The following is a 13,828-nucleotide window of genomic DNA, read 5'->3' on the forward strand; positions in this document are numbered from 1 at the left end:
GTCATCAGGGCTGATTTTGAGTGTAGGAACAAATGTGAGATTTTTCCTGCTTAATGGAAAAACCTTTTTCGAAGCGACGTAGGAAAGGGGGACAAAGAGGGAGTTGCAGGGCGCACTAAGCGCCCTGCTTGCGGGGCTTTCGCCGGATCAGAAGTCGCCTTTCAAACTCACGGTGAAATTACGCGGTTCACCGTAGAAGTTGCCCCAGGAGGCTGTGCCGACGGTGTTGAAGTAGCTTTTATCAAACAAGTTATTTCCGTTGAGTGCGACGGTCCAAGTGTCGTCGATACGGTACGCCACGCGGGCGTTCCAGGTCGCATAACCGGCCTGTTCGAGCTTGATGCCCTGCACGCGGTAGTTGCTGCTTTGCGCATTGACTCCGGTGCCTACGCTCCATTTCGACAACGCACCGTCGAGGTGATAGTCACCCCACAGCCGTAGCATGTGCCGAGGCACGTAGGTGTTGGATACGCCACCTTCTTTACGGGTGTCGATGTTGTTCAGGGACTTGGTCTGGGTGTAGGTGTAGCCGCCGAATACCTGCAGGCGCTCGAGCACTTCACCGCTGATTTCGGCCTCTACGCCCTGGGCGCGCACCTTGCCTTTGTCGGTGTAGCAATAGCCATCGGCGGAGGTCGGGCAGAAACTGGCGTAGTCGGTTTCGGCACCATTTTTCTCGATGGAGCGGAACAGGGCCAGGGAGCTGTTGAGGCGACCGTCGAACCATTCGCCCTTGATGCCCAGCTCATAGTTGTCACCGATCTTGGGCTTGAGCGCTGCGCCGTCGGCGGTGGCGTAGGAACTTTGCGGCTGGAAGATATCCGCGTAGCTGGCGTACACCGACAGGTGCTCGTCAAGGTCGTAGATCAGTGCGGCAAACGGCGTGACTTCGCCGGTTTCCTTGGTTCGTGCGTCCTGCACAGCCCATTCGCCCCAGGCCAGGTTGTTGGACTGGCGACGGTTTTCGTACCAGCTCACACGGCTGCCGACGATAAACATCAAGGGCTCGGCCAGGCGCAGGCGCAAGGTGGCGTAGGTGCCGTATTGCGTGGCGGTTTCCTTGACCGTGCCGCCACGGTACATGTTCGGCCAGAAGGTGTTGTCGGCCGGTTCCGGGAAGTGGTGGTCGGGCTGGTAGATGCTCTGGCGCTTGGGCAGGTTCTGGATCGCGTATACGTCGTCCTGGGTGCCACGGCTGCCGTTGGCGCCGAGGATCAGTTCGTGTTGCAGGCCGAAGGCTTCGAACTTGCCGTCTATATAGGCGTCGAGGCCGTAGTCCTTGTGGTCGTAGTCCATCAACGCCGCATAGGAGTTGGCCGTGGGCGCCGGGTCACCGTAGTTGATGGTGCCTTCGCTGGCGGCATATTTTGTGTCTTGCAGGTTGCGGCTGTGTACCGCCGCGACCTTGAGTTTCCAATCATCGTTGAAGTGGTGGGTCACGTCAGCGAAGAACGTGGTGCGCCGGCTTTGCCAGTCGTTCCAGGATTGGCCGAGGCAGGTCGAGCGGCTCAGGTTGGCGCTTTTGCCGTCGGCGTAGCGCGGCAGCCCGCCCCAGCACGGGGTGGCGTCGACATCTTCGTAGCTCGCGCCGACACCCAGGGTTGTGTCTGGCGTGATGTCGAAATCCAGCGCGCCGTAGAACGCCTGGTCCTGGCGCTTGGCGATGTCCATGTAGGAGCCGCGAGTCTGTTGGCTCACCGCCGCACGACCACGCAGGGTGCCGCTGTCATTCAGCGGGCCGCCGGTGTCGACATCGGCGCGGTAGTTGTCCCAGGTGCCGGCGGACAACGACAGGCTGGTGGTGGGCTTGGCCTGGGGCCGCTTGCGCACGAAGTTCACCGCACCGCTGGCGGTGCCGGCCCCCTTGAGCATGCCGGCGGCGCCCTTGAGCACTTCCACACGGTCGTAGATCGCCATGTTCGCACTGAAACTGTCGGCCTGGACGTAGTCCTTGCCCATGTCCAGGGGCACGCCGTCGTATTGGTATTGGCCGAGCATTTTGAAGCCTCGGGAGTAGAAATACTTGCCGCCCATGGGTGATTCGTAGGAGGTGATGCCGGGCGTGCGTTCCATCACGTCATCGATGGTGGTGACGTTCTGGTCGTCCATGAATTGGCGGGTCATCACACTCACCGATTGCGGGGTTTCCCGCAGGCTGTGTTCGCCCTTGCCGATGGTGACCGCGCCGGTAGTGTAGGAACCGGTGCCGTCGGTGGTGGCGCCCAAACGTTCGCCGTTGATCAATGTGGCGCCCAGGTTCAGTGTGCTGGCATCGCCTGCTTGCGGCAGCAGCATCCAGGTGCTGTTGCCTTGGCGTTGGGCTTGCAGGCCCTGGCCGCGCAGCAGTTGTTCGAGCGCTTGCTGAGGATCAAAGCGTCCATTGAGGCCCGAGCTGGTTTTGCCGGCGACGCTGGTGGCGTCGTACGACAGGCTGATGCCGGCCTGACGGGCGAACTGGTCCAGCGCACTGGCCAGGGCGCCGGAGGCGATATTCCAGTCGCGGGCCTGGGTGTCGTTGGCCGGTGTTTCGGCCATCACGGCCAGTGGCAGGGCGCCGCTCAGGCAGACGCCAAGCAAGGCGGCCTGGACCGCGCGCTTGAGGGGGGAACGTGGGGAGGGGAACGCTTGCATGACCGCGGGATGCTCCTGAAGGAAGTGGACAGAACCGGCCTGTTGATCGGCCTTTCCTTACAGGTCGAGCGGCAATGAGAATTCACCTCATTTATTTTTTGAAAAATTACACGCGCGGTGAAACGGTCACCCAATAGCGGCTGCGGTAAGTGACATCGAGCTTGAGCGATTGCGCCACCAGGCCCAGCACCTGGTCGGTGTCGTCCAACTGATAAGTCCCCGACACCCGCAGCCCGGCCACTGCCTCACTGCAGCGCAACACGCCGTTGCGATAGCGGCCCAGCTCGGTGAGAAAGTCGTCCAGGCGCATATTGTGGGCGCTGATTACCCCGTCGCTCCAGGCCCAGGGATCAAGTCCGTTGGCGACCGCCGGGCGAATGCCGCTGCGGTTGAACACCATGGGGTCGCCGGGCGTGAGGACCTGGCGTGCGCTGGCCGCCTGGCTGTTGGCAAACACCGCCAGCGTGCCTTGCTGCACGACAAGCAGGGTGCCTTGGGCTTCTTCGCGCACCAGGAATCGCGTGCCGAGGGCGCGCAGGTAACCGTCGCGGGTCTGGACCCAGAACGGGCGGTTGTCGGTCCCGGTATTCACCACGATTTCCCCTTGGCGCAACTGCACCAGGCGCCGCTCTGCGTTGAACGACGCATCGATCGCGCTGGCGCTGTTGAGTTGGATCCGGCTGCCGTCGTTCAATGCTACCCAGCGCCGTTCGCCGGTGGCGGTACGGTAGTCCGCCATCAAGGCGGGCAGGGGCGTGTAGTCGCGACCGAGCCAGGTCAAACCGGCGGCGCCGGCCACCAGGCCCAGCAGTTTCAAGCCTTCACGGCGGCTGATGCGTTGGCGCGCCCCACGCAGGGCATGCCGACCGACTTGGGCCGGCAGTTGGGTGAAATCGTCATTCATCGTCACCACCCGCTGCCACACCCGCTGGTGTTCGGCGCTGGTGTGCAGCCAGCGTTCGAACGCGGCCGTGGCGGCGTCGTCGGCGACATTGAAGCGCAGGGTGATCATCCACTGGATGGCCTGGTCGACCAGTTGCGCGTCAGCCTTCGACATAACGCAACCGGTAACACGCGTGCAGGGCCTTGGACAGGTCACGCTCCACCGTGGCCTTCGACACACCCAGGCGCAGGGCGATCTGCGCACAGGTCAGGCCGTCCAGTTGCGCCAGCAAAAAGGCCTCGCGCACGCGCGGCTTGAGCTGGTCGAGCAGGCGGTCGATGCGCTCCAGGCTATCGAGGATCAACAGGCGGGTTTCTTCCGATGGCACCTCGACTTGCGGGAAATGCGCGAGGCTTTCGAGGTAGGCGCGTTCCAGTTCACGGCGCCGGTATTGGTCGATCATCAGGCTGCGGGCGATGCTGCTCAAGTACGCGCGCGGTTGTTGCAAGGTTTGCTGGCGGCGCGCATTGAGCAGGCGCACGAAGGTTTCCTGGGCCAGGTCGGCGGCGTGTTCACGGCAGCCGGTGCGGCGGCTCAACCAGCCGCGCAGCCAGGCATGATGGGCATGGTAAAGCTGGCCGATGGCGGCATGGTCCAGTGGGTGATCGCTCGACATGGGCATCCTGGCGCAGCTGTCTTAATTGATAATGTTTCGCATTCTAGACGTTGGTCGTAGCGATTCGCAATTACTGGAGAAGAATGTATCCAGCACAATTTTTTGTTCGCTTAACGTGCACGGACTAATCTGCGGGCTTTCCCGGTGGAGGGCTTGAGCATGATCGACCTTGCGACCCTGGCGGTATTTTCCGGTGCTGTGCTGTTGTTGCTGTTGTCGCCGGGGCCGAACATGGCCTTTGTGATCAGCCATGGCGTGACCCATGGTTGGCGCGGTGGGATGGCGTCGGCCCTCGGCATCGGCGTGGCGGACCTGCTGCTGACCGCCTTGACCGCCACTGGGGTGACGGCGCTGGTTGCCAGTTGGCCGCCGTCCTTTGACCTGATTCGGTATGCGGGGGTGGTTTACCTGTTGTGGTTGGTGTTCAAGACGTTGCAGAAAAATGCTGGAGGCGACGCCGTGCATGTCAGTCGTGTGCCCTTGGGGCGGGTGTTCCTGCAAGCCATGCTCAACAGTTTGCTCAATCCCAAGGCTTTGCTGTTTTTTCTGGTGTTCTTGCCGCAGTTTGTACGGCCGGAGGTGGGGTCTATTGCGGTGCAGTTGATGGTGCTGGGGGGCGTGCTGACTTTGATTGCAGCGGTGTTTCATGTGCTGCTGGGGGTGTTTGGTGGAGTGCTCAGTCGGTTTTTTGCCAGGCGCTCGAAGGGTGCCTGGCTGCAGAAGTGGGGGTTGGCGACGGTGCTGACGGTGCTGGCTGTGCGTTTGGCGGTGATGTCTCGGCCAGGCTGAGTACATATCCGTTGTTTGGGTAACGGATATGTCCCCCGCCCGACCCAAACATCGCTTTTGCAGTATCCCCAGAAGCTATGCAGAATCACCCCAACCGAGCCGCCGCCCGCGCAACGATCTCCCCACGCACCCTGCGCGATTCAGCCGTGCGTTTGTTGGCTTCCTCCAACACATGCTTGGGCGCCGTATCCGGACGCCCGGATTCAAACGGCGGTGCCGGCGCATATTCAATCTGCAATTGCACCAGTTGCGCCGCCGCTTCGCTGTACAACTCGGCAGCCAACGTCAGCGCGAAGTCAATGCCGGCAGTGATGCCGCCACCGGTCAGCAGGTTGCCGTCACGCACCACGCGTTCTTGCACTGCAATTGCACCGAGCGGGGCGAGCAGGTCGTGGTAGGCCCAGTGTGTGGTCGCCTTGCGCCCGCGCAACAAACCGGCGGCACCGAGCACTAGCGAGCCGGTGCACACCGACGTCACGTAGCGGGCGGTCTGAGCTTGGACCTTGAGGAAGTCCAGGGTCTGCAGGTCTTCCATCAACGCGCCAACACCGGAGCCGCCAGGCACGCAAATCACATCCAGGCGCGGGCAGTCGGTATAGGTCATGGTCGGTGTGAACACCAGGCCAGTGCTGGAAGTGATCGGTTCCAGGTCTTTCCACACCAAGTGCAACTGCACATCCGGCAGCGAACCCAGTACGTCATAAGGACCGGTGAGGTCCAGTTGCTGGATACCGGGGAACAATACAAAGCCAATCTGCAGGGTCATTAATAGCGCTCCGTCAAAGGGGTGGACGGCTTCACTCTAGAGGCCTAGGCTTTGGCGAATACGCCATTGATCCCACGAATCACGCCAATCATGTCCAGAATCGTCCACGTCCTCGCTTTCGATAACGCGCAGGTGCTTGATGTCACCGGACCGTTGCAGGTGTTCGCCTCCACCAATGACCTGGCGCGTCAGCGCGGCCTGCCGTTGCCTTACGCCGTGTCGGTGATTGCTGCCCAAGCGGAGCCGGTGATGACGTCGGCTGGCTTGGCACTGCTGGCCGAGCCGCTGCCCGCCGTCGATGCGCCGTGCGATACGTTGGTGATTGCCGGCGGCTGGGGCGTATACGGCGCCGCCGAAGACCCGGCGCTGGTGGAGTGGGTGCGCGAGAAAGCCCGTCACACCCGGCGCATGACGTCAGTGTGCACCGGCGCGTTCCTGCTCGCCGCCAGTGGCATGCTCGATGGCTGTCGCGTGGCCACCCATTGGACACGTTGCGAAGAATTGGCGCGCAAATTCCCGGCGTTGACGGTGGAGTCCAACCCGATCTTCATCCAGCAAGGCGCCGTATGGACGTCCGCCGGCGTCACTGCTGGCATCGACTTGTGTCTGGCGCTGGTGGAAGAAGACCTGGGCCGCGCTGTGGCCCTGGAAGTGGCGCGGCACCTGGTGGTGTTCCTCAAGCGCCCCGGCGGCCAGTCCCAATTCAGCGTGACCCTGTCCCTGCAAAAAGACGACAGCCGCTTCGCCGAACTTCACGCCTGGATCGCCGAAAACCTCACCTTGGACCTGAACATCGCCACCCTGGCCGTCCAAGCCGGCATGAGCGAACGCAGCTTTGTACGCCACTACCGCGCCGAAACCGGTCAGACCCCGGCACGTGCCGTCGAATTGATCCGCGTCGAATCCGCGCGTCGGCAATTGGCTGACAGCGCGGCGTCGATCAAACGCATCGCCGTGCAGTGTGGTTTTGGCTGTGAAGAAACCCTGCGCCGCAGCTTCCTTCGCGCCTTGTCGGTGACGCCCCAGGCTTACCGCGAACGCTTTTCGCCCAGCAACTCCAGCAGCGCATCCAGCGTGGCTTGCGGTGCTTCCTGAGGGATGTTGTGACCCACGCCGGGCAGCACCTGACGCCGGTAAAACCCGCTGAAATGCTCGACATCATCATCCACTTCAGGCGGTGGCCCCACTCCATCATCGGCGCCGCACAGCGAAATGCTCGGCACCGAGATCGGCGGCTGCAAAGTCAGCGCCTGCTCGATGGTTTCCAACGTCGGGTCGCCGGGCGCATACATGAAGCGGTGGCGATAGGAGTGAATCACCACCTCGACAAAATCCGGGTTATCGAACGACGGCGCGGTCTGCTCATACAGCCCCGGCCCCTCGGCCCAGGACGGCGACCATAACGACCACAGCAACTTGCACAGTTCGCCACGGTTGGCGGTCAAGCCGTCCACACCGCGCTGGGTGTGAAAGTAGAACTGATACCACAAGCGATGCTCCGTCACCGGCGCCCTGGGCTTCAGTGACTTGGCGATGTCCTGGATGTTGTAGCCATCGCCGGTCACCAACCCGCGCACGCGCTGTGGCCACAACGCCGCGACGATACACGCGGCTCGCCCACCCCAGTCGTACCCGGCGAGGGTGGCTTGCGGGATCGCCAGCGCATCCATGAAGTCCAGTAGGTCCTTGGCCAATGCGGCCTGCTGCCCGGAACGCATCACCTGCTCGTTGATAAACCGCGTCGGGCCGTAACCGCGCAGGTACGGCACCAGTACCCGGTAGCCACGCTCGGCCAGTACCGGCGCAATCGCGTCATAGCCGCGCGGGTCATAGGGAAAACCGTGTAGCAGGATCACCGGCTCACCGTCGAGGGGGCCGTGGGCTTCGTAGGCGATATCGAGCATGGGCGTGCGTGCGTACAGCAGCGAGGTGGCGATCGTCATCGGAGGCTCCTGTTAGATGCTGGAACTCTAGTCCAAAGGTATGACGCAATGGCGTGCAGATAAACGCAGTGGTGTTACTTGTCTAGACTCAGCTCGGTGCTGTTCAGCACATGCTTGAAATGATGCCGCCACAGATCCACCCCCAACTGCCCCGACCGATCCAGCGACGAACCCACCGTCAGGTCGCTGATCAAGGTCGGCTGCAATCCCGCGTCGAACAGCGCGAACCCCGCCGCCAGCACGCAGGTGTCGGTCTGGATACCACACACCAGTACACGTTGCGGCGCGAGGCTTTTCAGGTAGGAAACGGTCTCGGGGGTTGGCGCATAGCCGTGTTTGATAAAGATGCGATCAGCGGCCACCAGGCTTTGGTCGTTCGGCGCCGGTTGCCAGCCGAGTTGCCGGGCGAAGGGCGTGACGCTCTCGTCGTGGCGCTCCACGGTGGCGACTGACGGCATGCGCCCCAGCAGGGTGTTGATGCCGTCCACCAGCCACGTGGGCGGGTTGAAGGAAGGTTGCACGTCGATGATCAGCAGTACCTGGCGCATGGCGTTCCTGTCCGTGGTCGAGTGGCCGCCCATTGTGCACAGGCCACTTCAGGGTTGCCAGGTGGTTTTCTCCCCGCTGAGCTTGCGATCCAGGAACGTCGCCGCGCTGATCAACGCCAGGTGGCTCAAGGCCTGGGGTGTATTGCCTAGGTGGCGGGCCTGGGTGTCGAACTCTTCGGCGTACAGGCCCAGCGGGTTGGCGTAGCGCAGCAATTGCTCGAATTCCAGGTGGGCCTTTTCAACTTGCCCGGCGCGGGCCAGGCATTCGACGTACCAGAACGAGCAGGCCGCAAACGCGCCTTCAGTGCCTTGCAGGCCGTCGATCTGGCTGTCGTCGTTACGATAGCGGTAGACCATGCCGTCGCGCACCAGGCTTTTCTGGATAGCTTCCAGGGTCGAGAGCCAGCGTGGATCGGTGGCCGCGACAAACCTCACCAACGGCATCAATAACATCGAACCGTCGAGCGCGGTGGTGTCGGTATGCTGCACGAAATGCCCGCGCTCTTCGTTCCAGAAATTGCTCCAGATGTCGGCGTAGATCGCCTGGCGGGTCTGGTCCCAGCGTGCAAACGGCGCCGGCAACGAACGCTTGGAGGCCAGACGGATGGCGCGGTCCAGCGCTACCCAGCACATGAGTCGTGAGTGCAGGAAGTGATGCTGCTCGCCGCGCATTTCCCAGATGCCCACGTCTTTGGTGTTCCAGATTTCACAGACCTGGTCGGCAACTTCTACTGTATGTTTCCAGCCCTCATGGGAGATGGCTTCGCCGTACTTGTTGACCAGATACACCGCGTCCATCAGCTCGCCATAAATGTCCAGCTGGATCTGGTCAAACGCCTCGTTGCCGATACGCACCGGTTTGGCGCCGCCGTGGCCTTGGAAGTGCTCAAGCTCGGCCTCGGGTAATTCCTGGCGACCGTCGATGCCATACAAAATGTTGATCTTGGTCGGCTGGTCGCAGCAGTCGCTCACGCGGCCTTTGAGCCAGCGCATATAAGCGTTGGCTTCCTCGACAAACCCCAGGCGCATGAAAGCATACACGGTGAACGATGCGTCGCGGATCCAGGTGTAGCGATAGTCCCAGTTGCGTTCGCCGCCGGGGGTTTCCGGCAGGCCGAAGGTGGCGGCGGCGATGATCGCGCCGTGTTTACGCGAGGTCAGCAGTTTGAGCGCCAGGGCCGAACGGTTGACCATTTCGCGCCAGCGCCCACGGTAGTTCGATTGCGCGATCCAGCCGCGCCAGAACTGCAAGGTATGGGCCAATGCCAGGTCCGTGCAGCTGTTGCCCACCCGTTCATCCTCCTGGCCGCCAAGGACGAATTCGGCACCTTCTTCCTGGCCCAGGGTAAAGCTGGCCACGGCGGCGCCGTCTTTGATCTGCAACGGGTGGCTGCCGGACAAACGCAGGCCGGGTTGGCCTTCGGCGCTGAAGCACACCGTGCCGTTGTCAAGGGTGGCTTGGGTGAGCGTGCGCGCGTAGTCATGGCGCACCGCACAGCGCAGATGAATGTCGGCCTTGCCGCTGACCACACGTACGCGGCGGATCAGCAGCGGCAGGTCATCGATTTCTTCGCTGATGGCCAGCAGGTCGGTGATCTCCACTACGGCCTCATCGCTGAGCCAGCGGGTTTGTAGCACGTTGGTGTCGGGCAGGTAGATCTGTTCGCGGCGCGCGTTGGGCAGGTCCGGGGTGAGCTGGAAAATGCCGGCATCGGGGCTGTCCAGCAGCGAGCAGAAGATCGACGGGCTGTCGAACTCCGGCCAGCAGAAGAAGTCGATGCTGCCTCTATCGTTCACCAATGCGGCACTGCGCATATCGCCGATGATGCCGTGGGCATCGATGGCGCTCTGTTGTTCGTTCTTCAAATCAACCATTGCCACGGAACTCCGGATATAGGCTCATGCCGCCGTCAATAAAAAGCGTGCTGCCAACGACATAGTCGGACGCATCACTGGCCAGCCACACAACGGCGTTGGCCACATCTTCCACATCGCCGATCCGCCCATAGGGAATCAACTTGAGCAATTCTTGTGCTGCCGCGCCTTCGGTGGCGGCTCGATTGATCGCGGTACGGATCGCCCCCGGCGCAATCCCGTTGATGCGGATGCGCTGTTCACTGACTTCCTGGGCGAGGGTGCGCATCAACATCTCCACGCCACCCTTGGACGCTGCGTAGTTCACATGCCCGGCCCACGGGATCAGTTGGTGCACCGAACTCATGTGGATGATTTTGCCCGCCGCCCGCGACACGCCTTCGCGTACGCCCTGGCGGTTGAAGATGCGCACCGCTGCGCGGGCACACAGGAACTGGCCGGTAAGGTTGACGCCGATCACCGCATTCCAGTCATCCAGGCTCATGTCCACCAGGTTGGCGTCCTTCTGCATCCCGGAGTTGGCCACCAGGATGTCCAGGTGGCCGAAGGCATCGAGGGTCTGGGCAAAAAGCCTTTCCACCTCTTCTTCTATAGAAACGTTGGCGCCGATGGCAATCGCCCGGCCGCCCTCGGCATTGATCTGCTCTGCCAGTGCCTTGGCCGGTGCGGCCTGGCTGTTGTAGTTCAGCACCACGGCTGCTCCGGCTTGCGCCAGAGCCTTGGCCGCGCCGGCGCCGATTCCGGAACTGGCACCGGTCACCAGCGCCACTTGTTGCTCCAACGAGATATGCATTGCTCACCGACCTTAAATTCGTGAGTTCAAGTAGCTGACTGATCGCGCGCAAGGGAAGTTCACCCGTGTGAAATTAGCGACTACAACCATGGTGAAAAATGGAATAACAGAACTATAAAAAATAACCATAAGATACTAAAAAACCGCTCAAAAGCGTTTGACAGGCTTTTTCGCCCCGTGTCTTATAGGCACACATCAACCCGCTCCGTTGGTAGTTCGGAAGTCATCGCGGGGCCACCTATAAGAGATTTCTATGTGCCTTTCGGCCGATATAGGGGAACTACCAGTTCAGGTAAAAGCAGCGGCCTTAGTTGGCGTGCCTAAGTTAGTTATCTTCGATTGCGACGGTGTTCTCGTCCAAAGTGAAGAAATAACCCTGTCTGTATTGATCTCCATGCTTAATGCCCTTGTTCAGGGCGACCCGCTGCTTGATGTCACCTGTTTTATCGAGCGCTTCCGTGGGCGGAAGATTGCCGAGTGTTTGCGCGAAGCTGAGCAGATATTAAATGTCAGTTTGGATGCGGAGTTTGAACAGCACTTTCGCGAGCGAGCGCTGCAAGCACTGACCCTCAGTTTGAAAGCCTCGGATGGGGTGCTGGAAGTATTACAAAAGTTGGAAGTTCCTTATTGCGTAGCCTCAAGTGCACCCCGCAGCAAGATAGAGCATTGCTTACGCCTGGCAGGGCTGTTTTCTTATTTTGAAGGGCGAATATTCAGTTGTTACGAGTTGGGTAGTTGGAAGCCTGATCCCCTGGTATTTCTGACGGCCTGCCGAACTTACCGCATCGACGTGAGTGATGCGCTGGTGGTGGAAGACAGTGTGACGGGTATCCAGGCGGCTGTAGCGGCCAATATAAAAGTGTTGGGCTTTGGTCCCGCGCATCGGCATGCGCAATTGGCCGCGGCCGGAGCATTGCCGATTGCTGACATGCGTGAAGTATTGACCATTTTTAATTGACTCAGGGAGGAGGCGTCGTGAACACACTTGGTTACCTGGAACGGCTCAAACGCAACGATCAATCTTCAGAAGTGTGGTGGGACTCATCGCCTGCCGTATACCTACCGTATAAAAAACACCTGCTGGAAAAATACCCAGCCGCTGTGACTTATATAGAAGCGTTGATGCCGGATGAATTCTCCCAGCCCTGGGGCTTGTGCAGTGCGACCACCAACCCTCGGTTAGTGACGGCCGTCATCCTCGAAAAGCGCGAGTATTGGTCCTCACGTTTCAACTTGGGCAAGCTGTCTCCCAGCGAGTTGCGCAAGCAGCTGTACAACGAAGTCATCGTCGAAGGGGCCGCCACGCTCAAGCCGCGTTGGATTCAGTCGGCGCAGGCCGAAGGGTGGATTTCCGCCCAGGTCGACCCGGTTGACGTGCGCTGCACTGAACGCATGAGCGCCCGGGGATTGGAACTGCAGCGCCTGGCGCCGAACGTGATGGTCAAGGTGCCGGGTAGCCTGGAAGGGCTGGTAACGGTTGAACACCTGGTGGCCCAGGGCGGCTCGGTGAATATCACGTTCTGCTTCACGGTTGCGCAATTCCAGGCCGGTATCCAGGCCATCGAGCGCGGTAGGGCGACTGCCCGCAGCAAGGGTATCGACACTGCCCGCTGCAAGTACGTCATTACGTTCATGATCGGGCGTTTCGCCTGCCAGCCCGAGTTTACGCTGCAGGCCGCCGAGCGTGGTCTGGCGTTGAGTGCCGAGGAGCTGCGCTGGGCTGAGTTGATGATCTACGAGCAGATCCAGGCGCTGGTGGCGTCCTCGAAGACGCCGGTCAAGACCCTGCTGTCCAGCATAAAGGTCGATGTGGACGAGCGTGGCAACAAACATTGCTGGCACCTGGAGAAGACCGGGCATACGGCGACCTGCTACACGCTGACACCGGAGGTGGTGGAGTTCCTGATCGAGCGCGAAAGCCATGGCAAACCCGTCGTGCCTGCGCTGGAACCTCAGAAACCGCCGGCGTCGACCTTCGCAAAGCTGATCCGCATTCCGTATTTCTACGAAGCCTACTTTGTCGACAGCATCGAACCCTACGACTTCGGTAACCATGAAGCCTTCATCAACGCCTGCAATGAAGCCAACAGCGCGCATCGGCGCCTGGCGGATTACTGCGTTCGGCTCTGCCCAGTGACGACGCCGTTCAAGCGCGCGCTCAACGCGTTGCTCGCCGCTGAATTTGGGGTGATCGCATGAACAGGATGATCGGGTTGTGGGCACACCCACGTTCGCGCTCCACGGTGCTCGAACGTGTGTTTATCGAGCGGGGCGATTTCGAGGTTTTCCATGAGCCGTTTGCGCATATGGCGTTTTCCGAGGACTCGGCGATTCCCTCGGATGAGTGGGATCACAGTTTGCCCACCACTTACCCAGGCATAAAAGAGCATCTGCTTAATGCCCGTGAGCGTGCGAACGTTTTTCATAAAGACATGTGTTATCACTGTTTGGATGACTTGAAAGTGGATGTTGGCTTTCTCGCGCAACAGGACAATATCTTTCTTATTCGTGAACCCGCCAGCAGCATTATTTCCCATCATCGGGTGCATCCCGATATGCCATTACAGGCTATTGGGCATAAAGCGCTATACGACATATTTTGCGTGGTCACCAAGCTGACCGGCAAAGTGCCTTATGTGATCAATGCGGATGACCTGGCCGCAGAGCCGGAACGGGTGATCCGTAAACTCTGTGATCATTTGAATATAGAGTTTATGCCACACGCGATGACGTGGAAGCGTGAGTGCCCACAACAATGGAAAACGTGGCGACGTTGGCATGTCGACGCGGAAAACAGTGAGCGGATTGTTTCTCCAGATACTCCGCACGTTGATATCAACGCATTTGATCAATATCCGAATTTAAAGGCGATGTACGAATATCACCGTACGTTTTACGCGCGCATGAATGAATTTTGCCAATAG

At 60.5% G+C, this 13,828-nt stretch carries 13 protein-coding genes; 5 read left to right on the forward strand and 8 right to left on the reverse strand.

Annotation, left to right across the window (positions count from 1 at the left end):
• Window positions 1-147 precede the first annotated feature (147 nt).
• The 3 genes from U367_RS0128115 to U367_RS0128125 form a co-directional block, all read right to left on the reverse strand.
• Window positions 148-2,631 (reverse strand): TonB-dependent siderophore receptor, encoded by a 2,484-nt coding sequence (locus U367_RS0128115; protein WP_028619532.1) that lies wholly within the window; start codon window positions 2,629-2,631, stop codon window positions 148-150.
• A 106-nt stretch (window positions 2,632-2,737) separates the two neighbouring features.
• Entirely contained in the window at window positions 2,738-3,688 is a 951-nt protein-coding gene (locus U367_RS0128120) for a FecR domain-containing protein (protein ID WP_028619533.1), read from the reverse strand.
• Window positions 3,675-4,190, reverse strand: a complete 516-nt coding sequence (locus U367_RS0128125) for a sigma-70 family RNA polymerase sigma factor (RefSeq protein ID WP_028619534.1) — start codon at window positions 4,188-4,190, stop codon at window positions 3,675-3,677. The genes U367_RS0128120 and U367_RS0128125 overlap by 14 nt, the downstream gene beginning before the upstream one ends.
• 159 nt (window positions 4,191-4,349) lie before the next feature.
• On the opposite strand from U367_RS0128125, the gene U367_RS0128130 reads away from it, so the two are divergent.
• Window positions 4,350-4,979 carry a LysE family translocator gene (locus U367_RS0128130; RefSeq protein ID WP_028619535.1) on the forward strand — a complete coding sequence of 210 codons (630 nt, stop codon included), beginning with the start codon at window positions 4,350-4,352 and terminating at the stop codon, window positions 4,977-4,979.
• A gap of 85 nt (window positions 4,980-5,064) precedes the next feature.
• Here the strand turns inward: U367_RS0128130 and inhA are convergent, their stop codons facing one another.
• Complete coding sequence (gene inhA / locus U367_RS0128135; protein WP_028619536.1) at window positions 5,065-5,745, reverse strand: isonitrile hydratase; 681 nt, start codon at window positions 5,743-5,745, stop codon at window positions 5,065-5,067.
• A 90-nt stretch (window positions 5,746-5,835) separates the two neighbouring features.
• Between inhA and U367_RS0128140 the strand changes: the two genes are divergently transcribed.
• Window positions 5,836-6,840 (forward strand): GlxA family transcriptional regulator, encoded by a 1,005-nt coding sequence (locus U367_RS0128140; RefSeq protein ID WP_032864592.1) that lies wholly within the window; start codon window positions 5,836-5,838, stop codon window positions 6,838-6,840.
• Here U367_RS0128140 and U367_RS0128145 read toward each other — a convergent pair.
• The 4 genes from U367_RS0128145 to U367_RS0128160 form a co-directional block, all read right to left on the reverse strand.
• Entirely contained in the window at window positions 6,774-7,688 is a 915-nt protein-coding gene (locus U367_RS0128145; protein WP_028619538.1) for an alpha/beta fold hydrolase, read from the reverse strand. The genes U367_RS0128140 and U367_RS0128145 overlap by 67 nt on opposite strands.
• Before the next feature lie 74 nt (window positions 7,689-7,762).
• On the reverse strand, window positions 7,763-8,236 hold the full coding sequence (locus U367_RS0128150; protein WP_028619539.1) for an isochorismatase family protein: 474 nt from the start codon (window positions 8,234-8,236) through the stop codon (window positions 7,763-7,765).
• Window positions 8,237-8,284: 48 nt separating this feature from the next.
• The gene (locus tag U367_RS0128155; protein ID WP_028619540.1) at window positions 8,285-10,111 is read right to left on the reverse strand and encodes a glycoside hydrolase family 15 protein; all 1,827 of its coding nucleotides are present in this window, start codon (window positions 10,109-10,111) and stop codon (window positions 8,285-8,287) included.
• Window positions 10,104-10,904, reverse strand: coding sequence for a glucose 1-dehydrogenase (locus U367_RS0128160; protein ID WP_028619541.1), 801 nt, complete (start codon window positions 10,902-10,904; stop codon window positions 10,104-10,106). Before U367_RS0128160 ends, U367_RS0128155 begins: the two co-directional genes overlap by 8 nt.
• A gap of 253 nt (window positions 10,905-11,157) precedes the next feature.
• Here U367_RS0128160 and U367_RS0128165 point away from each other — a divergent pair, with 253 nt between their 5' ends.
• The 3 genes from U367_RS0128165 to U367_RS0128175 are packed head-to-tail and all read left to right on the forward strand — an operon-like array spanning window position 11,158 to window position 13,828.
• Entirely contained in the window at window positions 11,158-11,862 is a 705-nt protein-coding gene (locus tag U367_RS0128165) for an HAD family hydrolase (protein ID WP_028619542.1), read from the forward strand.
• Between the two features lie 17 nt (window positions 11,863-11,879).
• On the forward strand, window positions 11,880-13,103 hold the full coding sequence (locus U367_RS0128170; RefSeq protein WP_028619543.1) for a transaldolase family protein: 1,224 nt from the start codon (window positions 11,880-11,882) through the stop codon (window positions 13,101-13,103).
• On the forward strand, window positions 13,100-13,828 hold the full coding sequence (locus U367_RS0128175) for a sulfotransferase-like domain-containing protein (protein ID WP_028619544.1): 729 nt from the start codon (window positions 13,100-13,102) through the stop codon (window positions 13,826-13,828). The genes U367_RS0128170 and U367_RS0128175 overlap by 4 nt, the downstream gene beginning before the upstream one ends.

The sequence above is a fragment of the Pseudomonas canadensis genome, from assembly GCF_000503215.1.
In the GTDB taxonomy this organism is placed as follows: domain Bacteria; phylum Pseudomonadota; class Gammaproteobacteria; order Pseudomonadales; family Pseudomonadaceae; genus Aquipseudomonas; species Aquipseudomonas canadensis.